The organism is Vibrio bathopelagicus (assembly GCF_014879975.1).
Lineage (GTDB): Bacteria > Pseudomonadota > Gammaproteobacteria > Enterobacterales > Vibrionaceae > Vibrio > Vibrio bathopelagicus.
The window spans coordinates 2,063,188-2,085,138 of the sequence record NZ_CP062500.1 but is presented as its reverse complement, the minus strand read 5'-3'; the positions used below and the strand labels follow the sequence as shown (position 1 = coordinate 2,085,138).

Here is a 21,951-nt window from a genome sequence, read left to right as displayed (position 1 = left end):
TTATGTTTTATGTTTTTTATTAGACGTGGCAAGGTGTCATTTGTGTTGAGTGTGGGTGTTTAATTTTAATATTAAATCTACTTAATCCATATTTATAGTTTGTTTTGTAGTTGTTATCCTGTAGATCTTTGGCGGGTTTTTTTGTTGACAATCGTTTTTAGTCAAAAAAATAAAGGAAGCCCTCATTTAATATGATTTTCAGTTTGTGTGAAATTAAACTGTTAAAGAATGGTTGATGTATTTTTGAAAATAACAATATCACTTGTCTGTTTATTCTGTGTTCCTGTGCTATCCGCGACAGAATTCCCTCAGGTTTTTGTTGGTGTAAAGGGTGGGCATCAATGGGGCCTAGACGACAGTTACAATTATTCAAATCCAGAGGGCACAATTTTAGGTCTCTATGGTGGGTTACAGTTCGACCCCTCTTGGGGGTGGGATTTTGGCTATCAATATCACGACGAACTAATGGTGGATGTTGGTTCGGTTCATGTTAAAACTTGGTTGATTGAAAGTACTCTCCGTTACGATTGGCACCTACAAGTTAACCTAAGCTTATACGGTCGACTTGGTGCTGCTTATTGGGACATGGGAAAATCACAACTGTCTTCATATGAGAGCAATGCGACAGGTTTTTCTCCTCTCGGTGAGGTGGGGGTTAGCTACCACTTTAACCCTAACGTCCGATTATCAACGGGTTATCAACTCATTGGCAGTATTGGTAAGTCAAACACGGGTAAGTATGATAGTCGTGGGTTATTGGTTAGTCTAACCTTTATGTTTGGCAGTCCAGTTCAACCTGCGCTAGTCGAAACAGCACCAATGTCTATTATCGAAGATACTCCCGTTAAAGAGACAGCCGCAGTAAAAATGCCTCCTCAAATACACGTGTTTTCACCAAAAACTCTAGATGGATTGTTTGGTTTTGATTCAGTCGAACCTAACCAAGAGTTTATTGACCAATTAACTGAGATATCCTCAGTATTAAATTCATATCCTCAAGCTCAGGCTGTGGTTGTTGGACACTCTGACTCAACAGGTCCAGCACTTTACAATCAAAATCTATCTGAGCGTCGCGCTCAAGCGATCGTCAATAAACTGATCGAATTGGGAGTTACACTGGCACAACTTGAGTGGAGAGGTGAAGGTGATTCTCAACCTGTTGCAGATAACAATGTTGCCGAAGGACGAGCTGAAAATCGCCGAGTTGAAATCTCTATTCCAAGTTTTCCGCTCAAGAATAGGTTGTATTACTATGAATAAATTTTTTAAGTCTCTATTAGCAATAGTGGCTTTTCCATTATTAATGTTATTAACCGGTTGTGATTCAGAAGACGCCTTCACTGAATCAACCGTAAAATTAGAACGTATAGATATGATCGCATCGCCAATCGAAACGAGTGGTGGGAGTAATCTGACGCTTGCGATTGGTTACAAGCAGTCCTTTGAAGCGGTTGGTCACTACTCTGATGGCTCATCTCGTACATTGACGGAATTGAATGTGAATAATTGGCATGCAAGTAACTATGGTGCGGGGTACTTTGATAAGCCAGGCGTATTTACTGCTAACAATGAGGGGCATACGATACTCACGGCCATCAAAGATGGTGTCATCAGTAATACGGTGGACGTGAATGTTTCGTCAGCGGTCATTACTGCCATTCAAGTCACCCCTTCGCCTGTGGATATTGCGAAAGGTCAGGCTCAACCGTTAACCGCAACAGCGACCTTTAGTGATGGAACAGCGTCTGACATCTCTGGCTCAGTGACGTGGGTGCCGGTTGATACGGCGACGGCTGCCGTGTCACCAACCGGTTTATTGTCTGGGGTTGAGACGGGTAAAACGACACTCACGGCCTTCAAAGATGGTGTCATCAGTAATACGGTGGAGGTGAATGTTTCGTCAGCGGTCATTACTGCCATTCAAGTCACCCCTTCGCCTGTGACTGTGGCGAAAGGTCAGGCTCAACAGTTAACCGCAACAGCGACCTTTAGTGATGGAACAGCGTCTGATATCTCTCGCTCAGTGGCGTGGGTGTCGGCTGATACGGCGAAGGCTACCGTGTCACCAACCGGTTTATTGTCTGGGGTTGAGGTGGGGCATACGACACTCACGGCCCTCAAAGATGGTGTCACCAGTAATACGGTGGTTGTGAATGTTTCGTCAGCGGTCATTACTGCTATTCAAGTCACCCCTTCGCCTGTGGATATTGCGAAAGGCCAGACTCAACAGTTAACCGCAATAGCGACCTTCAGTGATGGAACAGCGTCTGACCTCTCTAGCTCAGTAACGTGGGCGCCGGTTGATACGGCGACGGCTACCGTGTCATCAATCGGTCTATTGTCTGCGGTTGAGGTGGGTAACACGACACTCACGGCCACCAAAGATGGTGTCACCAGTAATACGGTGGACGTGAATGTTTCGTCAGCGGTCATTACTGCCATTCAAGTCACCCCTTCGCCTGCGGATGTGGCGAAAGGTCAGACTGAACCGTTAACCGCAACAGCGACCTTCAGTGATGGAACCGTGTCTGATATCTCTCGCTCAGTGGCGTGGGTGTCGGCTGATACGGCGAAGGCTACCGTATCACCAACCGGTTTATTGTCTGGGGTTGAGTCGGGTTATACGACACTCACGGCCTTCAAAGATGGTGTCACCAGTAATACGGTGGACGTGAATGTTTCGTCAGCGGTCATTACTGTCATTCAAGTCATTCCTCCTGTGACTGTGGCGAAAGGTCAGACTGAACCGTTAACCGCAACAGCGACCTTCAGTGATGGAAAATCGTCTGACCTCTCGAGCTCAGTGGTGTGGGCGCCGGTTGATACGGCGACAGCTGCCGTGTTCTCAAGCGGTTTATTGTTTGGGGTTGAGGCGGGTAACACGACACTTACGGCCTTCAAAGATGGTGTCACCAGTAATACGGTGGACGTGAATGTTTCGTCAGCGGTCATTACTGATATTCAAGTCACCCCTTCGCCTGTGGATATGGCGAAAGGTCAGACTGAACTGTTAACCGCAACAGCGACGTTCAGTGATGGAACCGTGTCTGATATCTCTCGCTCAGTGGCGTGGACGTCGGCTGATACGGCGAAGGCTACCGTGTCACCAACCGGTTTATTGTCCGGGGTTGAGGCGGGTAACACGACACTCACGGCCTTCAAAGATGGTGTCACCAGTAATAAGGTGGACGTGAATATTTCGTCAGCGGTCATTACTGCTATTCAAGTCACCCCTTCGCCTGCGGATGTGGCGAAAGGTCAGACTGAACCGTTAACCGCAACAGCGACCTTCAGTGATGGAACAGTGTCTGATATCTCTCGCTCAGTGGCGTGGGCGTCGGTTGATACGGCGAAGGCTACCGTATCACCAACCGGTTTATTGTCTGGGGTTGAGTCGGGTTATACGACACTCACGGCCCTCAAAGATGGTGTCACCAGTAATACGGTGGACGTGAATGTTTCGTCAGCGGTTATTACTGATATTCAAGTCACCCCTTCGCCTGTGGATGTGGCGAAAGGTCAGACTGAACCGTTAACCGCAACAGCGACCTTTAGTGATGGAACCGTGTCTGATATCTCGAGTTCAGTGACGTGGGCACCGGCTGATACGGGGACTGCCGCCGTGTTCTCAACCGGTTTATTGTCTGGGGTTGAGGTGGGTAACACGACACTTACGGCCATCAAAGATGGTGTCACCAGTAATACGGTGGTCGTGAATGTTTCGTCAGCGGTCATTACTGCCATTCAAGTCACCCCTTCGCCTGTGAATGTGGCGAAAGGTCAGACTGAACCGTTAACCGCAACAGCGACCTTCAGTGATGGAACAGCGTCTGACATCTCGAGCTCAGTGGCGTGGCTGTCGGCTGATACGGCGACGGCTACCGTGTCACCAACCGGTTTATTGTCCGGGGTTGAGGTGGGTAACACGACACTCACGGCCTTCAAAGATGGTGTCACCAGTAATACGGTGGACGTGAATGTTTCGTCAGCGGTCATTACTGCCATTCAAGTCAACCCTTTGACCGTGGATATGTCGAAAGGTCAGACTGAACCGTTAACCGCAAGAGCCACCTTCAGTGATGGAACCGTGTCTGATATCTCGAACTCAGTGGCGTGGGTGTCGGCTGATACGGCGAAGGCTACCGTGTCATCAATCGGTTTATTGGCTGGGGTTGAGGTGGGGCATGCGACACTCACGGCCTTCAAAGATGGTGTCACCAGTAATACGGTGGACGTGAATGTTTCGTCGGCGGTCATTACTGCCATTCAAGTCACCCCTTCGCCTGTGGATGTAGCGAAAGGTCAGGCTCAACAGTTAACCGCAACAGCAACCTTCAGTGATAGAACCGTGTCTGACATCTCTCGCTCGGTGGCGTGGCTGTCGGTTGATACGGCGAAGGCTACCGTGTCACCAACTGGTTTATTGTCTGGGGTTGAGGTGGGTAACACGACACTCACGGCCACCAAAGGTGGTGTAACGAGTGATACGGTGGACGTGAATGTTTCGTCAGCGGTCATTACTGCCATTCAAGTCACCCCCTCGCCTGTGGATGTGGCGAAAGGTCAGGGTCAACAGTTAACTGCAACAGCGAGGTTCAGTGATGGAACAGTGTCTAACCTCTCTAGCTCAGTAGCGTGGGTGTCGGCTGATACGGCGACGGCTACCGTATCACCAACTGGTTTATTGTCTGGGGTTGAGGTGGGTAAAACGACACTCACGGCCTTCAAAGATGGTGTTACCAGTAATACGGTGGACGTGAATGTTTCGTCAGCGGTCATTACTGCCATTCAAGTCAACCCTTCGCCTGTGGATGTGGCGAAAAGTCAGACTGAACCGTTAACCGCAACAGCGACCTTCAGTGATGGAAACGTGTCTGATATCTCGAGCTCAGTGGCGTGGGTGTCGGCTGATACGGCGAAGGCTACCGTGTCACCAACCGGTTTATTGGCTGGGGTTGAGGTGGGTCATACGACACTCACGGCCTTCAAAGATGGTGTCACCAGTAATAAGGTGGACGTGAATGTTTCGTCAGCGGTTATTACTGACATTCAAGTCACCCCTTCGCCTGTGGATGTAGCGAAAGGTCAGGCTGAACCGTTAACCGCAACAGCGAGGTTCAGTGATGGAACAGTGTCTAACCTCTCTAGCTATGTGTCGTGGACGTCGGCTGATACGGCGAAGGCTACCGTGTCACCAACCGGTTTATTGTCTGGGGTTGAGGTGGGTAACACGACACTCACGGCCTTCAAAGATGGCGTAACGAGTGCTCCGGTGGTCGTGAATGTTTCGTCAGCGGTTATTACTGACATTCAAGTCACCCCTTCACCTGTGGATGTAGCGAAAGGTCAGACTGAACCGTTAACCGCAACAGCGACCTTCAGTGATAGAACATCGTCTGATATCTCGAACTCAGTGACGTGGACGCCAGTTGATAAGGCGACGGCTACCGTGTCATCAACCGGTTTATTGTCTGGGATTGAGGTGGGTAAAACGACACTCACGGCCTTCAAAGATGGTGTCACCAGTAATAAGGTGGACGTGAATGTTTCGTCAGCGGTCATTACTGCCATTCAAGTCACCCCTTCGCCTGTGGATGTGGCGAAAGGTCAGGCTGAACCGTTAACCGCAACAGCGACCTTCAGTGATGGAACATCGTCTGACATCTCTCGCTCAGTGGTGTGGGTGCCAGCTGATATTGGGACCGCTGCCGTGTTCTCAAACGGTTTATTGTCTGGGGTTGAGACGGGTAAAACGACACTCACGGCCATCAAAGATGGTGTCACCAGTAATACGGTGGACGTGAATGTTTCGTCAGCGGTCATTACTGCCATTCAAGTCACCCCTTCGCCTGTGGATGTGGCGAAAGGTCAGACTGAACCGTTAACCGCAACAGCTACCTTCAGTGATGGAACCGTGTCTGATATCTCGAGCTCAGTGACGTGGCTGTCGGCTGATACGGCGACAGCTACCGTGTCACCAACCGGTTTATTGGCTGGGGTTGAGGCGGGTAACACGACACTCACGGCCTTCAAAGATGGTGTCACCAGTAATACGGTGGACGTGAATGTTTCGTCAGCGGTCATTACTGCTATTCAAGTCACCCCTTCGCCTGTGGATGTGGCGAAAGGTCAGGCTGAACCGTTAACCGCAACAGCGACCTTCAGTGATGGAACCGTATCTGATATATCGAGCTCAGTGGCGTGGCTGTCGGCTGATACGGCGAAGGCTACCGTGTCACCAACCGGTTTATTGGCTGGGGTTGAGGTGGGTAACACGACACTCACGGCCTTCAAAGATGGTGTCACCAGTAATACGGTGGACGTGAATGTTTCGTCAGCGGTCATTACTGCTATTCAAGTCACCCCTTCGCCTGTGACTGTGGCGAAAGGTCAGACTGAACAGCTAACCGCAACAGCGACCTTCAGTGATGGAACATCGTCTGACATCTCTCGCTATGTGACGTGGGCGCCGGCTGATACGGCGACGGCTGCCGTGTTCTCGACCGGTTTATTGTTTGCGGTTGAGGTGGGGCATACGACACTCACGGCCATTAAAGATGGTGTCACCAGTAATACGGTGGACGTGAATGTTTCGTCAGCGGTCATTACTGGCATTCAAGTCACCCCTTCGCCTGTGAATGTTGGGAAAGGTCAGGCTCAACAGTTAACCGCAACAGCGACCTTCAGTGATAGAACATCGTCTGATATCTCGAACTCAGTGACGTGGACGCCGGTTGATACGGCGACGGCTGCCGTGTCACCAACCGGTTTATTGTCTGGGGTTGAGACGGGTAAAACGACACTCACGGCCTTCAAAGATGGTGTCATCAGTAATACGGTGGAGGTGAGTGTTTCGCCAGTGATCATCACTGCCATTCGAGTCACCCCTTCGCCTGTGGATGTGGCGAAAGGTCTGGATAAACAGTTAACCGCAACAGCGACGTTCAGTGATGGAAGTTTCTCTGACATCTCTCGCTATGTGTCGTGGACGCCGGTTGATACGGCGACGGCTACCGTGTCAGCCGACGGTTTATTGGCTGGGGTTGAGGTGGGTAACACGACACTCACGGCCTTCAAAGATGGTGTCACCAGTGATACGGTGGACGTGAATGTTTCGTCAGCGGTCATTACCGCTATTCAAGTTACCCCTTCGCTTGTGGATGTGGCGAAAGGTCTGGATAAACAGTTAACCGCAAGAGCGACGTTCAGTGATGGAGTACTCTCTGATATCTCGAACACAGTGGCGTGGGCGTCGGTTGATACGGCGACGGCTACCGTGTCACCAACCGGTTTATTGGCTGGGGTTGAGGTGGGTCATACGACACTCACGGCCTTCAAAGATGGTGTCACCAGTAATAAGGTGGACGTGAATGTTTCGCCAGCGGTCATTACTGCCATTCAAGTCACCCATTCGGCTGTAGGTGTTGCGAAAGGTCAGACTGAACAGTTAACCGCAACAGCGGAGCTCAGTGATAGAACATCGTCTGATATCTCGAGCTCAGTGGCGTGGCTGTCGGCTGATATGGCGACGGCTACCGTGTCACCAACCGGTTTAGTGTCCGGGGTTAAGGTGGGTCATACGACACTCACGGCCAACAAAGATGGTGTCACCAGTAATACGGTGGACGTGAATGTATGTGCTAATTTTGCGGGTATGTGTATTGATATCTTTGATACAGGTACTGGTAAGTTATTTACCAGTTCACCATCAGTGGGCTATCTAGACAACATTATTGGCTATAGTCCTCCACAAGGAATTACTAATACTGAAAAAGGAACTAAAGGCCCTGCTGGTGAATTTTACGCGTTCAAATGGGCTGATGCTAATGCATTGTGCGATGCCTACAACAGACATAGTCTCCGCGGGCGGACGAACTGGTATTTAGCGACAAAAGATGAGTTAAAAACGGAGCTATACGACACATATGGTAATATGTTTACCGCGCGCGGTTGGCCGACGGTCGGTTACTATTGGTCAGAGACTCCTGAAGTGGGTGCTAATTACTCCTACTACGGCGTGAAACTCTACAGCGGCACGTTCCTCCCCAAGAGTGGGTCCCACTGGTATTTGTACGCATCCTGCGTCTCAAATCCTTAAAGTTGAGCGTTTAGAGTTTAACGTTTTAATTTTTGAAGTGTCAGAGTCGCATCTGGCACTTTTTAAAGGGGGAAGATAAGTGAATATTGAAACTAAATTAGCATTGGTTGAAAGCAGTCAACGTATTGTTGGCATAAAAGAGGGGATGTTTGTACGTTTCTATGAGCAATCACTCTTTGGTTGGCAGCAGTGGGTATCTAAACAGGACCAATTGCCGACATTGAAGGTGTTAAGGAAAAGGTTAAGAAATTGAATGGAAGAGAGGTGTCGTGTGGTGGGCTTCCTATAGATTCATTAAAGCAAGCTGGAATTGATATAGGTATAGAGGGAACTAATAGCGCGAACGCCCCCTTTTAGGGGGATAAACAAAATTCCTCCTAAGAAGACGGATACTTTTTAAAAGCATCATGTGTGAACATTGAAGATAAATTATAGTTAATGAATAACAGTCGTCGCATTATTTGATAGTGGGGCATAATCAAGGTTCAAATAAAAAGCCACATCCAGATTGTTAATGAATGTGGCTTTTATGTATCTAATTGAAGCGTTTCGATTCTATATTAGTAACCATTCAAGCCGTTAATGGCTCAAGGTTCGCAGGACGGTAGTGTACTGATTTTAGCACTTTACCTTGGCGAATTGTCTTGCCTTCAGATACGAAATCTTCCGCACACTTAGCGATGATGTATTCGCCTTTTTGAACAGCCATCAGTTTGATGTTCTGCTCAGCATAGAAAGCTTCAGTTTCTGCGTATTCTGTTTCGTTACGACATACTTTACTCATGTTGCTTGAATGTACTTCGTCCCAACAAGGCAGAAAGTCGATCGAACGGTTTTTAGAAACATTCAATAGTAGGTCGATCAGGTAGCTGATTGCTAGGTTGTCTTCTACCTTAGCCTGACCAAGGTGAACCAAACGTCCCATCAAAACATAAACGCTGTCTACAATAGCGTCCGCTTGTTCGATTTTAGAGTCAGCTTCTGCAAGTTCTGTCAGTTCTTCGATCGCTAGAGAGGTGTGTAGCGTATCGCCTTTTTCGTCCATTGTTTCAGGAGCAGCAACAGGCAGATCAAAAGTACTGCGGAACTCTTCAATGTCGCGGTAAAGGTGATCGTAGATTTCTTGGCTTAGTTGAGAAAGGTTCATTTTCCTATCCATTCTGTTTCGTTAATGGGGTATTTTACCAAAGCTGGGAATAGGGTGCTAACGCAAAGTCGAAGAAGTCGACTTTTATTCATTGGACCAATGAGGTATTTTGCATACAAACCAATTGATTATTGTGTTTTATTACCCTTTACTCTTCTAAATATACCAAATATTGATGTTGTCATAAAACTCGGCAGCAGTGGGATCCCAGTTATGAACCAAGCCAGTGAAAGTGAAATTGTGATACGACGCTTGTATCAAATCACTAATGATTATCGAAAGGGCTTCGATAGCCAGATCGCTCAGCTGCTTATCATGGGGCTTGAACGCTTCAACCTAGATATTGGAATCTTATCCAAAGTCGATGGTAATACTTATTTGGTTGAACACTGCGTAACACCTGAAGAGGTTGAGCTCAATAGTGGAGATACCTTCGATTATCGTTCTACCTATTGTGAAATCACTTGTAAATCTATTGGTCCTATCTGCATAGAACATTGCGGCAAACACGATAAGTACGCGACTCACCCTGCTTACCAGTCTTTTGGTTTGGAGTCGTACATTGGTATTCCTATCTTCGTTAATGATGAGCTTTATGGCACCTTAAACTTTTCCAGCCCGGCTCCCTATCATCGCGAATTCAAAGGGTTCGACATCGACGTGATGAGGTTAATGGCCTCATGGATAGAAGTAGAGTTAGTTCGAAGACAACAAGAACGAAAACTCAAAGAGCTGAATGAGAAGTTAGAGTATCAAGCTCTGTACGACCCTTTAACACACCTACCTAACAGACGTTGCTTGTTCAAAACGCTGAATGTGGAAGTCGAGCAGTTAAGAGGCTCTTTAGGGAAAGGGACACTCGCGGTTGTCGACATCGACTTCTTTAAACAGGTCAACGACACTTATGGTCATCAAATGGGTGATGTTGTTTTAAAGAAAGTGGCGAACGTACTGAGTAATAATACTCAAGAGGGTGAGTTTGTGGCGCGTTTTGGTGGTGAAGAATTCATTCTTTGGTATCCAAATAAAACACCAAGTTGTGTTGAAGATAAGTTCATGACTCTTTTGCAAGAGATGAAGACAATTACGCTTGATAGAAATCCAGTCACCATATCAATCGGTGCATGTCATTTTGAATTGAGTACCGGAGATACCAAAGGGGAAAGAATGTCGACGTTAGACTCGTTAATCAAAGTTGCCGATGAATGCCTGTACATTGCTAAGCAAAATGGACGAGATCAGTTTATTTCTCGTCCATATCATCAAGAACACTCCGGTTCGTAAGCAGAAATTAGTTCGTTCTTAATGTTCAATTGTTCGCGATTAGCTGAATAGATAAGGGAACAGCTGACGACGTTCCGCTGGTGTTAAAGATTCAACTCTTGCAATGTTTGTATCAGGAATCGCTTCAGGGTTAGGGTAGTGCTTCAACACTTTTTCCATACTTGCTTCACGAATCAAATGGTAAACCGGATACGGAGAACGGTTAGTGAGGTTTTCATCGTCTTCTGGATCCGCCCCACCAAAGCAATAGTCTGGGTGGAACGTTGCCACTTGGTAAACACCTTCCCAGTCTTCCTGTTTGATTAGCGCTTCAATCCAATCAATGAACATGTTGTAGTCGAAGAAGTCCTGCAGCATGTTAGGGACAACCACTAAAGTCGTCTCTAATTCAGCGACTGGCGTGTTATCTAACTCTACGAAATGCGTCATGATGTCTTCCAGTAACGCTTCTTCCGTATTCGCTTCACTCACAAAGATCTTAATCTGCTTGTTACGTTGTGGCTTGGCTGCGAATGGACACAGGTTTAGGCCAATAACAACATCATCTAACCATTGTTTTACTTGGTCATGGATGGTTTGAAGATCTGTGCTTTGAGTGTTCGACATAACAGGTTCCGAAATGAAATTTTGCGTAGGATATCAGAACGGACGTCAATCAAAAGCAATAATTCAGTTGGATACCTTGTCTAACCTAAGCTTCGGCTAGTTTAGAAGTCGATACTTGCAGCTGTTTTAACTGATAGACCCATGCAAATATGGCGACATAGAAGATAGAACCGCCCGCTATCACACCATTCCAGCCGAATAGTTGCCAGCAATATAAGAGCAAGAATCCACCTAAACTACCGCCAATGTAATAGTGAACTAAGTAGAGCGCGGTCGCCGTTGCCTTAGCACTAGGGGCTTTTTGACTCACCCAAGAGTAGGCCAGCGTGTGTGCGAAGAAGGCGCCCCCACTAATCAGTAATAAACCTGCGAGCATGAATGGGACTTTATCAACGGCAGAAACCAACATCCCGATTAAGCTGATACACACGCCTAACAGAATTCCGTTTAACGGGTCGAAACGTAGCGTCCATTTGTTCGATAGCTTAGAGCTGACTGTACCCGCCAGATAGCACAGGAATATAAGTGACGCTAAACCAACAGGCACTGAATGAGGTTCGGATACTAACCTAAAGCCCATTACTGAATATAAGTTAACGAACAGAGCGAAGTTAGCACCACCAATCAACATAGCGAGCCACAAGGTACGGTTTCTTAAGTGCATCACTACCGAGCGGTTATGATGAAAGAACAGCCCTTTCTGCGGTTTGAAGTTTTGTTGGTCAGGCAGGCTATACGCAATATAGAGCGCACCAAGCAAAGAGCCGACAACAAAAAACAACACCGTTGCATGCCAGTCAAAATAGTCCGTAATCAAGCCACCTAATACACGCCCAAAGATACCACCTAACGAGTTAGCCGCAATATAACCTCCAATCGCGACTGCGAACGCTTTCGGTGACAACTCTTCCACCATGTAGGCAACCGCCACACCAGCAAACGCAGCGACAGCGATTCCCATGAATGCTCTAGCAATAACGAGTTGCAGTAAGGTAGTCGTGAACACCATGCTTAACCCTATTAATGGGATAGCGAACAGGCTGAACAGAATAATGGGTTTACGACCAAAAGTTTCCGAAGCTATCGCCCAAGGCACCAAGCTAATCGAAAGACCAAGCGTTGTTGCGGCAAATAGCCAGTTGATTTGAGTTTCGGATACTTGGAAGTGCTCTGCCATGTGCGGCAAGATAGGTTGAAAAAGGTACAGATTACAGAAAATGATAAACGAGCCAATCGCCAATGATTGGATGATTCGTTTGTATTGAGTACTGCCTTTATCAAACATTGATGTTGCGCCTGTGCGAGTTAATAAGCTATTTGTGAACAAGTTATCAGCACAATGATGATTAAAGAAATATATTAAAAATATCACCTCCATATATTAAATATATCGACATGCTTGAATCAAAACCTCTTCGACATTTTTTGGCCGTTGCTCAGTTTGGTAACTTTACTCAAGCCGCAAAAGCGCTGCATATTGCACAGCCTGCGTTGAGTATCTCTATCAAGAAACTTGAACAAACACTGGAGTTAATTCTGTTTCGTCGAGGAGACAAATCCGTCACCTTAACGGAAGAGGGAAAAGTGTTGTTCGAACATGCAAAGAGAATTGCTCAGCAGTTTGATGATGCTCAACTCGCCATGAACGAGTTAAAGGGGTTAGAGAAAGGGGAGGTTCGTTTAGGGGCTCCAAGCATGATGGGGAGCTACTTTTTCCCGCAAGTCGTGATGGCATTTAAGAGCCAATACCCAAACCTAAAACTGACGCTTATAGATGCTGGTACCGCTTCGATCCGTGAAATGTTATTAAACGGTGAGCTTGATATCGGCGTGATTAACCATGAAAACGTACCTGATGATCTTGAAACTGACCACCTATTAAGCTCAGAAATGTTAGCCGTCGTTGGTAAAGAGCACCCATTGGCAACGCAACCATCCATCACCTTTGAAGAGTTTTTCGCTCAAGAGCTGATCATGTTCAAGTCGGGTTATTTCCACCGTGACTTTATCGATGCAACCTGCAAAAAATACGATTTAGATATGACCATTGCGTTCGAGACCAACTTGCTGCCTATGATTCTCTCCATAGTGAAGCGAGAGTTCGCCATCACCGCTCTGCTTAGCTTAGTGACAGAATACGAAGAAGATGTAGTAGGCGTGCCATTTAAAGACCCAGTAAAACTGAACCTATCTTTGGCTTGGAGAAAGGAGGGGTATCTATCAAAAGCAGATAGAACCTTCATTGACTTCGTAAAACAATATGTATGAAACATAACGCTTATCAATAATTGGAATTGATGTCACGCTTTTTGATGGCTTATGCGACGTGTGTCACTTAATTGAGTGCCATTCTAGTGGGCTCTGAATTTACTTATAATACGCAATGCTAAATAATGTTACTACTTTTTGGGTATGCAGTAGTGAATTATGAAGTGTGTATGTAAAGAACAAAAATTAGTAAGAGTTCGAAGAACGTTTATAGATCGAGTGATGGGTATTAAAGGTAGGTACAAGTGTAATAATTGTAACGCTGCATTTAAGATTAAAGGCTAATGTTACCTAGCGTTAGTTGCTTGATGGCATAGATAAGACAAAGCCCGAAAATCCTAGGTGGATATTCGGGCTTTGTGTTGTAGAAGTATGAAACTCTTAAGCTACGTTATGTGTTCTTTGAGTTATACATCTTATCGAAGTTCTTCTGATTCCAACCGACCATCACTTGATCGCCGATTTTCAGTACAGGGATAGAGCGCGCGCCCATTGCCTGCAATTCTTTACGACCACGCTGCATTTTTGCATTCGTGAGGCGATATTCAATTTTCTTCGAGTCCAGATAGCGTTGGGCATCTTTACAGTGCGGGCACTTGTCTGCGACGTACAATACAACACGTTTCATTTTTTCATTCTCTTGGTGAATCTCGCTAAAGTGTAACGAATCCTAGGTGATTAGAAAAGTGTGATCAGTTACACTATGCGGCTCAAATTTCAAGACCACAACGTATTGTCGTGGTGTAACCGATACGGTCTTTCAGCATGCATCCTTCTTTGCGGTATATTCAAGGCTATCCCAAGCACATTATTGACCCCGTGACTCAGTTACTTGAGTCGGATAAGTTAGTGCCTTGGTTTGAAGCTCGTTATCCAAATAATCATGAGATAAAGAGCGAGAGAGCCTTGTTTGACTATGCGATTGAGATAAAAAATCGCTATATGAAAAAAACACCGCCCATTAGCAAAGTGATTTACGACGGGAAGATACACCTAATCAATAATGCATTAGGCCTTCATTCTTACGTTGCGAAGAATCACGGTGGAAAGATTAAATCGAAAAATGAAATTCGCATAGCGAGTGTTTTTAAGAACGCACCAGAGCCTCTATTGAGAATGCTGGTGGTTCATGAACTGGCGCATATTAAAGAGAAAGAGCACGATAAAGCTTTTTACCAACTATGCTGTCACATGGAACCGGACTATCACCAACTTGAGTTAGATGCCCGTTTATTCATGATGTATTTAGATTTAAAGAAGTAGCCCAATGAGCCAATCAAAAAACAGAACTACGCTAAGCCTGTCGAAAAACAGTACCTCATCAGCAAAAACAAAAGATAACCAAGCTAAAGAAGGCAGTAACAAGCGTATTTCTACAAAGAACACATCTGATAAAAGCAGCAAGAATAGTGCACCCAAAGGCGCTGGCAATAACAATACAAAGCGACCTTTTGCAAAAGATAGCAAAGGTAAACAGGGTGCGAATAAAGGATCATCGAATAAGGGTTCTTTCAATAAAACGGCTTTTAACAAAAATGCAGCGCAGAAAAGACGTTCGGCTGAAAAACCTCAAGGTGGATTACACCCGAGAAACCAACACACAGGCCGATACGACTTTGAACTGTTGGTTGCTGCATTACCTGAGCTCAAAGAACACCTGATTAAGAACCCAGTAGGGGAAGATACAGTCAACTTCTCTGATCCTCTGGCGGTCAAGCTCTTGAACAAAGCCTTACTTGCTCATCACTACGGTGTGAAGCATTGGGATATTCCTGCGGGCTATTTGTGTCCGCCTATTCCAGGACGCGCTGATTATATCCACAGAGTGGCAGATATCCTGAATAGCGATGGCCAAGGTGAACCGTATAACCATGCTTCGGTTAAAGCGCTAGATATCGGTGTTGGTGCAAACTGTATCTACCCAATCATCGGTGCGACAGAGTATAAATGGCGTTGTACAGGCACGGACGTGGATCCTGTTTCAGTGAAAGCGGCGAACTTTATCGCAGAAAGTAATGCGAACCTCAAAGGTAAAATCCGCAGTCGTTTACAAGCAGACTCTGAGTCCATCTTCAAAGGTGTGATCAAGGATAATGAGCGTTACGATGTCACTATCTGTAATCCTCCTTTCCATGGTTCACAAGAAGAAGCTGAACAAGGTTCTCAACGCAAGCTAGACAACTTAGCAGCCAATCGAGCGAAGAAAGCAGGTCTTCCGTTTAAGCCTGAGCGCAAAAATAAGAAAATTGTGCAGAAAGCTTCAGATGCAGCGAACAAACCAACACTGAACTTTGGTGGTCAGAAAACCGAGTTGTGGTGTCCGGGTGGTGAAGCTGCGTTTATCTTGAAAATGGCCAAAGAGAGCCAATTATTCTCGACGCAAGTCTTGTGGTTTACGACGTTGATTTCTAAGAAAGACAACGTAGACATGATTCGTTCAGAACTTGGTAAGCTGAGAGCAAAACAAGTAAAAGTGGTTGAGATGTCGCAAGGACAAAAAGTCAGTCGCTTCGTTGCTTGGACATTTATGGACGACGAACAGCGTCAACAATGGATCGAATTGAAATAACGGATCCAAAATTAAAAACGGGTTTGCTGATACTTTCAGCAAGCCCGTTTTTTATTTAATCATCTAAAGCCTAAGCTGGTTTAAGCAGAAAGCAGCTCGTCTAATTCACTTTGGTACTTCTGCTGTAATGCGCTGTTGCCGGCTTTCTTTTCTAGTTCGACTAAGATCTGAAGTGAGGGGACTTGATAGCCATAACGCTGGTGGAATTTAAACAGACGCAGCCGGGCATCATTATAATCCTCAGCACTGACTTCTATTTTTGATAACTGAAGAATTGATTTTACGCGGTTTGGATCGTGGTCAATCGCTCTCGTGAAGTAGTATCGTGCTTGGTCTACTTCGCCCGCTTTAAATGCACAAAAAGCCGCGTTTTCATAACTGGCAGACACTAAATAATAGTAAGGCTGATCAATAGCTTGGTTGAAGTATTTATCGGCTTGCTCGTATTCCCCTTGTTTACATAAAAAAGTGCCGTAATTATTGAGCACGTTGCCATTTTTTGAATCCAAGCGCAGAGCTTTTTGATAAGTCACTCTGGCTTCATCAATTTCTCCCACTTGTTCAAAGTAGTGAGCCATAGACAGGCGTGCGCGATAGTAACTTGGTGCATGTCTAACGGCGAGTTCAAGATTTTCTCGCGCTCTTACCATGTTACCTTGCCCCATATACCCCAAGCCTAACTCAATTCGAGATTCAGACATCGCAATCGGATCACTTTCTATTTTAGGTGGTCCTTCAGTTACAGAAACGCAGCCAACCGTTGAGATTGAGGCGAGTAGTGCGAGATTTGATAATAGCGGATATGAAAACAACGACTTGGCAGGCATGTGCGGCTCCTTATGAACACAGACACATCATATGAAATCGCAGTCGTCGAAGTGGTAAATCTATTATGGAATGCGAGTCACACACCATAAAAAAGCCGCGCTCAATTCGGTGTTTTATCAACAACCTACTGAACACGGCTTTACTGAACTTTTTCTGAATAACCAAATACCTAAATGGCTTTTCGTTTAATCGTCTTTAGTGAAGTTGTCTTCGCTGAAGTGATCCAAGTCGTAAGGCGTTTGCTGGTAAACACAGTAGTTTAGCCAGTTGGAGAACAGCAAGTGCCCATGACTTCGCCAGCTCGCGATGGGTTTGTTGTCTGGATTATTGTTCGGGTAGTAATTGATTGGAATCACTGGCTCCATACCTTCCCCTAAATCACGAACGTACTCACCGTGTAGTGTATGCGCATCGTATTCTGGATGACCAGTAACAAACACGTTGCGCTTATCTTTGGTGGCCGCTAAGTACACACCCGCGACGTCAGATGTCGCAAGAATATCCAGCTCTGTATGGTCGGCTAAGTATTCTGGTGAGAAATCAGCATAACGTGAGTGGGGGGCTAAAAACGTATCGTCAAAGCCACGTAAAAGAGGGTGATATGGGTTATGTATTTCGTGATTATAAACACCAGATAGCTTCTCTTTACGAGTACGTTTTGGTAAATCATACAGTAGTTTCAAACCTGCCTGAGCAGCCCAGCACACATACAGAGTCGAGGTAACGTGCTTGTTTGCCCATTCCATGATGGTTTTTAGATGATCCCAGTAGATCACATCTTCAAATTGAACCAAACCAAGCGGCGCACCTGTGATGATCAATCCATCGAAGTTACGATTTTTGACCATTTCAAATTGACGGTAGAAGTTGTCAAGGTGTTCGGTTGGTGTGTTTTTGCTTGGTCGGTCATCTATGCGCAGCAGCTCTACATCCACTTGCAGTGGGCTGTTCGATAGTAGGCGTAAGAATTGAGTTTCAGTTTCAATCTTCTTTGGCATTAGGTTGAGGATCAAGACTCGAAGCGGACGAATTTCCTGTGTCGATGCTCTTGATAGCGGCATTACAAAGATGTTTTCTTCACGAAGAACATCAGATGCTGGCAATTGGTCTGGAATGCGAATAGGCAAAGCTTTCTCCCTAAGCTAGATATTTAGACGTCTATACTTCTAAATCTATAGTAGTTTGATACGCTTGTCGATATACAAAGTGGATAGATGTAAATTATTTGTGTTTTTTATCAGAAGCAAGGTACAGGTTTTTAGGGGCTTGGTGTTTGTTGTTCACACATTCAGCTTGGGGGAACTGATTGATTCAAGTATGTAGGATTAGAGGAGTTATCGGAGCAACTCGTTAGTATTTAAGATAAACTTACGTTTTCGAATTAGCCTGTAAAGTGACAGATGAAGTTAATACTCATTCGAGGGTTGCCTGGCTCGGGCAAATCAACAAAAGCAAAGACCTACGATGCATTACATGTCGAAGCGGATATGTATTACGTGAATGAACAAGGTGAGTACTGTTTTGATCCTAGACAGTTGCAGCAAGCGCATGAGTGGTGTCAGAACACAACGGAAAACGGTCTAAAGCAAGGGCTAGATGTCGTGGTGTCGAATACCTTTATCAAGCCGTGGGAAATGAAGGCTTATCGCCAACTTGCACTCAAATACAAAGCAGATTTGGTTATAGAAGTCTGCCGTGAGCAATATGGCAGCGTTCACGATATCGAACCATCGGTGATTAAGCGTATGGCGAAAGATTGGCAAGAATAGCCCTGTGCTTTTTTGTTAACGAGTATCTGGCTAACGAATCAAACACAACGACCAATACTTAAACTCATAGAATAACTCCAAGGTAAAGATTGAAATGGCAAAGCGCTCTGTTGTGGTCGACATGACCTCTTATGGTATCTACTCCACATGGGATTCAAAATCCAAAGACCTACCAAAAATCCAAGAGTTCACCACGATTGTCGACGCAGAAATTGACGTCGAGTTTGGTTACATTCTGAATATTAAAAAGGCCAAAGGTGAAAAGATCCGTTACTGCATCTACCACCCAGATATCACCACAGACAAAGGTGAGGTCTTAGAACCCTTCGATGGTGAAGAGTATGTAGGTAACAACGATTGGGATTTCTACTTAGGTGACACTATCTGGGCGCCAGTCTCGAACAAACTCGGTAAATGGCGCATGACGGTCGAGCTAAAAGGAAACATCATTGCCGACAAAACATTCGACTTAGTTGGTAAAGACGAAAGTCAGTTCTGGAAGCGTAGGGGATTTTAGTTAATTAGCGTGGGAGTGCCTTAAGAACAACATTATCGGCTTTTGCGAGCGTAATTTTAACTCGCTAAAATTCAAACGTTTATCTCTCAATAATATCAATAAGCTAATTTAACTTTACTCAATAGGGCGTGCTCTAGATACTCACTCAGCTTCATAATGTTTAGGCTGTTTAAAGTAAAGGTAGGCCCATGTTAACTTTCATCTTTCTGTTAATTTCGTCAGTTTCTGGCGCACTGATAGCCAAATCTAAAAATAGAAATTTCTACCTTTGGGGAGCGTTTAGCTTATTGATGCCATTTTCGATCTTTGTATTACTCTTTCTGCCAGATGGAATGACTGAAGCCGTAAAAGCAAAAATTGAAATACAGAAACATACCTACATCGCTCAATACATGTCTAATAAAGCGCTATACAAAACGAACACGTTTTTGGAAGTTGTATTTTGCTCGCTAATGGAAGGAAGAACCGTTGCTTTGAATGATTTGTTACATGCTACGGATGTTCTAGAACGCATGGAGAGCGCGGCTTAGGTAGGATTACTTCTGTCTGGACTTCAGTATTAATATATCTTCAACTTATCTAGTCCCTCTCAATAGAACTACAAAATACAATCACTTATCTCTCAAAAATATAAACCTAATATTAATGTGTAAGGTTTAACTTTACGGGATAGAAAGTGTTAACGATACTCGTCCGCTTCTAGCACATAGCTAGAAAAACGTTGTCATTAGGGTCGTTTGCACCCTAACTGTATTCATAGGTTTAGCTTAGAGTTTTCAAAACTTTAGGTAGGAAGAAAAATGGCAAAGTACAAATTTGAGTTAATGTTGGATGTTGATGAGTGTCGAGTAGTAAATAGTGACTCTAAAAGCACTTCTAGAGAAGTGCATGAAAATATTGATTTAACCGGGCACGAGTTTCTGAATAATCAAGAAAGTGAATTGGCTACGTCGGTCTTTATGGATAACATTTGGCAATCAATGGCTAAAGAGGACCTTGATTATCTACTTCGGCTAGGTTTGTCATCGCGACGAATCGAACTAGGACTGAGGGAGATTGTGGAATGACAACCAAGTTAATCCCCATGGTTTTATTTTCGGTGCTCGTATTGTCGGGATGCAGCACTGGAATAAATCATATTGGTGAGCCTCAACAGTTCAATCCTGATGGTGTAATGGTAGGCGAATATAGCATCAAGGATTATGGCTATGGTGTACATGTTGTCGCTGAGTTTTCCGAATATCAAGGAATGAGGAATTCTGAAAGCGGATTTAGAGGGTGCACCAATATTTTAAATACCGTCGCGATGAAGCACGCAACAAGCAAGGATGAGCGAGTTAATCGTATAAGCTGGTGGGAAATGAAAGAGTATGTGTATATTGACCATGGTCGAGACATCATTACCGATGTCATGAATGTTAACTGTGAATACTATTTTGATTATCAACATAGCGACTAATAATCAGGTGTTGTTACCATAGAAAAGCCGAGAATCATGATGATGTCTCGGCTTTGTTTATTGTGCTAGATATAAGTTGCCATCTAGATAATCGATTAGATTATTGCGTTACGTAAGCGACAACAAACTCAGTGATTGCGACCATGTCTTTCACTGCAATGTACTCTTCAGTGGTGTGAACTTTCGCCATACCAGTAGAAAGGTTAACCGTTGTCAGACCCTTAGCGTTGAAGTTGTTTGCATCGCTACCGCCGCCAGTGCGTTTGGTGTTAGCCGTTACGCCAAGCTTTTCGAATGCTGATTTGATTGAAAGAATATGCGGGTGATCGTCTGCAATCACGAATGCATCGTAAGCACGAGTTGATTCGATTTCTACTTCAGCACCGAACTGCTTAGCGCTTGCTTCGAATGTCGAAATCATATGCTCAACTTGCGCTGTTAGCTTCTCACCGTTCAGTGAACGCGCTTCTGCTACGACTTTAAGCTCCGGCATTACGATGTTAGTCGCTTGACCGCCTTCAACAATACCGACGTTTGCCGTAGTTTCTTCATCGATACGAAGTAGATTCATCTTCGTGATCGCATCTGCAGCAACTTGAATGGCACTGATGCCTTCTTCTGGTGCTAAACCCGCGTGAGCAGGGCGACCTTTTATGTTAGCAACAATCTTCTGCTGACCCGGAGCCGCATTTACGATGGTGCCTATTGGGCCGCCTGTATCTAGAACGATAGCGTGCTCAGACTGAATGTAAGACATATCGAAGTTCAAAGAACCGAACAGACCGCCTTCTTCGAATACCGTAAATGCAATCTCGATAGTTTTGTGCTCTTGGCCTTCAGCTTTGATGCAACGAACCGCTTCCATGATAGCTGCGATACCAGACTTGTCGTCGCCACCAAGAATTGTGTTGCCTTTTGAACGGATGATACCGTCTTCGATGATTGGCTCAATGCCGATACCTGGCGTTACTGTGTCCATGTGGCAGCTGAACACTGTGCTACCTGGAAGAGTGCCATCTAGACGAGCGTAGATGTTGAAACCGTTCGACACTTCTTCAGGAACAGCCAGTTTATGTACGTCAAAGCCTAGTTCGCCTAGCTGCTCAGCCAGTGCTTCCGCAATGGCTTTTTCGTTGCGTGATTCACTATCGATTTTCACAAGATCGCAGAAATGGTCGACAAGACGTTGTTCATTAATTTGGGTCATTGTTAATTCTCATTATGTTTCCGCTCGTTCGTCAGAAGTCACGGCTATAGGAACAGGAAAATCACTATAACGCCAATGTGCCAGATGAATGCCTGAGTTAAATCAAGAAAGTTGCCTGATTATTCTATTTAATTAGAAAAATCTTATTTATATCGTCGAGCTGGCAACATTTTAATCTGTCTAGGGCTCGGGTATAATA

Annotated in this window: 19 protein-coding genes; 12 read left to right on the top strand and 7 right to left on the bottom strand. The window is 45.1% G+C overall.

Annotation, left to right across the window (positions count from 1 at the left end):
* The first annotated feature begins 243 nt into the window (after positions 1-243).
* The 3 genes from IHV80_RS09160 to IHV80_RS09130 all read left to right on the top strand — a co-directional run bounded on the left by IHV80_RS09160 (position 244) and on the right by IHV80_RS09130 (position 8,351).
* Entirely contained in the window at positions 244-1,260 is a 1,017-nt protein-coding gene (locus tag IHV80_RS09160) for an OmpA family protein (protein ID WP_226088488.1), read from the top strand.
* Entirely contained in the window at positions 1,253-8,098 is a 6,846-nt protein-coding gene (locus tag IHV80_RS25195) for an Ig-like domain-containing protein (RefSeq protein ID WP_226088487.1), read from the top strand. The genes IHV80_RS09160 and IHV80_RS25195 overlap by 8 nt, the downstream gene beginning before the upstream one ends.
* A gap of 79 nt (positions 8,099-8,177) precedes the next feature.
* Complete coding sequence (locus IHV80_RS09130; protein ID WP_192888809.1) at positions 8,178-8,351, top strand: hypothetical protein; 174 nt, start codon at positions 8,178-8,180, stop codon at positions 8,349-8,351.
* A 318-nt stretch (positions 8,352-8,669) separates the two neighbouring features.
* On the opposite strand, the gene IHV80_RS09125 is transcribed toward IHV80_RS09130, so the two are convergent.
* On the bottom strand, positions 8,670-9,245 hold the full coding sequence (locus IHV80_RS09125) for a nucleoside triphosphate pyrophosphohydrolase family protein (protein ID WP_102516678.1): 576 nt from the start codon (positions 9,243-9,245) through the stop codon (positions 8,670-8,672).
* 213 nt (positions 9,246-9,458) lie between these two features.
* On the opposite strand from IHV80_RS09125, the gene IHV80_RS09120 reads away from it, so the two are divergent.
* Positions 9,459-10,529, top strand: coding sequence for a sensor domain-containing diguanylate cyclase (locus tag IHV80_RS09120; protein WP_192888808.1), 1,071 nt, complete (start codon positions 9,459-9,461; stop codon positions 10,527-10,529).
* Between the two features lie 39 nt (positions 10,530-10,568).
* Here the strand turns inward: IHV80_RS09120 and IHV80_RS09115 are convergent, their stop codons facing one another.
* Together IHV80_RS09115 and IHV80_RS09110 are read right to left on the bottom strand one after the other, a co-directional pair.
* Positions 10,569-11,135: a DUF1415 domain-containing protein gene (locus tag IHV80_RS09115; protein ID WP_102350833.1), complete on the bottom strand. Its 567-nt coding sequence runs from the start codon at positions 11,133-11,135 to the stop codon at positions 10,569-10,571.
* Between the two features lie 85 nt (positions 11,136-11,220).
* Positions 11,221-12,420, bottom strand: a complete 1,200-nt coding sequence (locus tag IHV80_RS09110) for an MFS transporter (RefSeq protein ID WP_192888807.1) — start codon at positions 12,418-12,420, stop codon at positions 11,221-11,223.
* A 110-nt stretch (positions 12,421-12,530) separates the two neighbouring features.
* On the opposite strand from IHV80_RS09110, the gene IHV80_RS09105 reads away from it, so the two are divergent.
* Positions 12,531-13,403: a LysR family transcriptional regulator gene (locus IHV80_RS09105; protein ID WP_192888806.1), complete on the top strand. Its 873-nt coding sequence runs from the start codon at positions 12,531-12,533 to the stop codon at positions 13,401-13,403.
* Between the two features lie 391 nt (positions 13,404-13,794).
* Here IHV80_RS09105 and IHV80_RS09100 read toward each other — a convergent pair whose 3' ends face one another.
* Complete coding sequence (locus IHV80_RS09100; RefSeq protein WP_004734934.1) at positions 13,795-14,031, bottom strand: glutaredoxin family protein; 237 nt, start codon at positions 14,029-14,031, stop codon at positions 13,795-13,797.
* Between the two features lie 137 nt (positions 14,032-14,168).
* Here IHV80_RS09100 and IHV80_RS09095 point away from each other — a divergent pair, with 137 nt between their 5' ends.
* Both IHV80_RS09095 and rlmF read left to right on the top strand, forming a co-directional pair.
* Entirely contained in the window at positions 14,169-14,666 is a 498-nt protein-coding gene (locus tag IHV80_RS09095; protein ID WP_102307301.1) for a M48 metallopeptidase family protein, read from the top strand.
* A gap of 4 nt (positions 14,667-14,670) precedes the next feature.
* Positions 14,671-15,972, top strand: coding sequence for a 23S rRNA (adenine(1618)-N(6))-methyltransferase RlmF (gene rlmF, locus IHV80_RS09090; protein ID WP_192888805.1), 1,302 nt, complete (start codon positions 14,671-14,673; stop codon positions 15,970-15,972).
* A gap of 80 nt (positions 15,973-16,052) precedes the next feature.
* Here rlmF and pilW read toward each other — a convergent pair whose 3' ends face one another.
* Both pilW and metA read right to left on the bottom strand, forming a co-directional pair.
* Positions 16,053-16,799 (bottom strand): type IV pilus biogenesis/stability protein PilW, encoded by a 747-nt coding sequence (gene pilW, locus IHV80_RS09085; RefSeq protein WP_192888804.1) that lies wholly within the window; start codon positions 16,797-16,799, stop codon positions 16,053-16,055.
* A gap of 186 nt (positions 16,800-16,985) precedes the next feature.
* The gene (metA, locus tag IHV80_RS09080; RefSeq protein WP_192888803.1) at positions 16,986-17,927 is read right to left on the bottom strand and encodes a homoserine O-acetyltransferase MetA; all 942 of its coding nucleotides are present in this window, start codon (positions 17,925-17,927) and stop codon (positions 16,986-16,988) included.
* Positions 17,928-18,200: 273 nt separating this feature from the next.
* On the opposite strand from metA, the gene IHV80_RS09075 reads away from it, so the two are divergent.
* The 5 genes from IHV80_RS09075 to IHV80_RS09055 all read left to right on the top strand — a co-directional run bounded on the left by IHV80_RS09075 (position 18,201) and on the right by IHV80_RS09055 (position 20,545).
* Positions 18,201-18,569 carry an AAA family ATPase gene (locus IHV80_RS09075; RefSeq protein WP_192888802.1) on the top strand — a complete coding sequence of 123 codons (369 nt, stop codon included), beginning with the start codon at positions 18,201-18,203 and terminating at the stop codon, positions 18,567-18,569.
* A 94-nt stretch (positions 18,570-18,663) separates the two neighbouring features.
* On the top strand, positions 18,664-19,086 hold the full coding sequence (locus tag IHV80_RS09070) for a DUF3859 domain-containing protein (RefSeq protein WP_192888801.1): 423 nt from the start codon (positions 18,664-18,666) through the stop codon (positions 19,084-19,086).
* 188 nt (positions 19,087-19,274) lie between these two features.
* Positions 19,275-19,616: a hypothetical protein gene (locus tag IHV80_RS09065; protein ID WP_192888800.1), complete on the top strand. Its 342-nt coding sequence runs from the start codon at positions 19,275-19,277 to the stop codon at positions 19,614-19,616.
* Between the two features lie 270 nt (positions 19,617-19,886).
* Positions 19,887-20,153, top strand: coding sequence for a hypothetical protein (locus IHV80_RS09060; protein ID WP_192888799.1), 267 nt, complete (start codon positions 19,887-19,889; stop codon positions 20,151-20,153).
* Positions 20,150-20,545 carry a hypothetical protein gene (locus IHV80_RS09055; protein ID WP_192888798.1) on the top strand — a complete coding sequence of 132 codons (396 nt, stop codon included), beginning with the start codon at positions 20,150-20,152 and terminating at the stop codon, positions 20,543-20,545. The genes IHV80_RS09060 and IHV80_RS09055 overlap by 4 nt, the downstream gene beginning before the upstream one ends.
* 100 nt (positions 20,546-20,645) lie before the next feature.
* On the opposite strand, the gene IHV80_RS09050 is transcribed toward IHV80_RS09055, so the two are convergent.
* Complete coding sequence (locus tag IHV80_RS09050; protein ID WP_192888797.1) at positions 20,646-21,752, bottom strand: M20/M25/M40 family metallo-hydrolase; 1,107 nt, start codon at positions 21,750-21,752, stop codon at positions 20,646-20,648.
* Between the last annotated feature and the right edge of the window lie 199 nt (positions 21,753-21,951).

What these genes read in the sequence shown, in the direction of transcription:
- pilW (WP_192888804.1), bottom strand. Translation starts at nt 16,799, where the DNA reads ATGCCTGCCAAGTCGTTGTTTTCATATCCGCTATTATCAAATCTCGCA.
- IHV80_RS09050 (WP_192888797.1), bottom strand. Translation starts at nt 21,752, where the DNA reads ATGACCCAAATTAATGAACAACGTCTTGTCGACCATTTCTGCGATCTT.
- IHV80_RS09070 (WP_192888801.1), top strand. Translation starts at nt 18,664, where the DNA reads ATGGCAAAGCGCTCTGTTGTGGTCGACATGACCTCTTATGGTATCTAC.
- IHV80_RS09120 (WP_192888808.1), top strand. Translation starts at nt 9,459, where the DNA reads ATGAACCAAGCCAGTGAAAGTGAAATTGTGATACGACGCTTGTATCAA.
- IHV80_RS09100 (WP_004734934.1), bottom strand. Translation starts at nt 14,031, where the DNA reads ATGAAACGTGTTGTATTGTACGTCGCAGACAAGTGCCCGCACTGTAAA.
- IHV80_RS09095 (WP_102307301.1), top strand. Translation starts at nt 14,169, where the DNA reads ATGCATCCTTCTTTGCGGTATATTCAAGGCTATCCCAAGCACATTATT.
- IHV80_RS09125 (WP_102516678.1), bottom strand. Translation starts at nt 9,245, where the DNA reads ATGAACCTTTCTCAACTAAGCCAAGAAATCTACGATCACCTTTACCGC.
- IHV80_RS09115 (WP_102350833.1), bottom strand. Translation starts at nt 11,135, where the DNA reads ATGTCGAACACTCAAAGCACAGATCTTCAAACCATCCATGACCAAGTA.
- IHV80_RS09075 (WP_192888802.1), top strand. Translation starts at nt 18,201, where the DNA reads ATGAAGTTAATACTCATTCGAGGGTTGCCTGGCTCGGGCAAATCAACA.
- IHV80_RS25195 (WP_226088487.1), top strand. Translation starts at nt 1,253, where the DNA reads ATGAATAAATTTTTTAAGTCTCTATTAGCAATAGTGGCTTTTCCATTA.
- rlmF (WP_192888805.1), top strand. Translation starts at nt 14,671, where the DNA reads ATGAGCCAATCAAAAAACAGAACTACGCTAAGCCTGTCGAAAAACAGT.
- IHV80_RS09055 (WP_192888798.1), top strand. Translation starts at nt 20,150, where the DNA reads ATGACAACCAAGTTAATCCCCATGGTTTTATTTTCGGTGCTCGTATTG.
- IHV80_RS09065 (WP_192888800.1), top strand. Translation starts at nt 19,275, where the DNA reads ATGTTAACTTTCATCTTTCTGTTAATTTCGTCAGTTTCTGGCGCACTG.
- IHV80_RS09060 (WP_192888799.1), top strand. Translation starts at nt 19,887, where the DNA reads ATGGCAAAGTACAAATTTGAGTTAATGTTGGATGTTGATGAGTGTCGA.
- IHV80_RS09105 (WP_192888806.1), top strand. Translation starts at nt 12,531, where the DNA reads ATGCTTGAATCAAAACCTCTTCGACATTTTTTGGCCGTTGCTCAGTTT.
- IHV80_RS09110 (WP_192888807.1), bottom strand. Translation starts at nt 12,420, where the DNA reads ATGTTTGATAAAGGCAGTACTCAATACAAACGAATCATCCAATCATTG.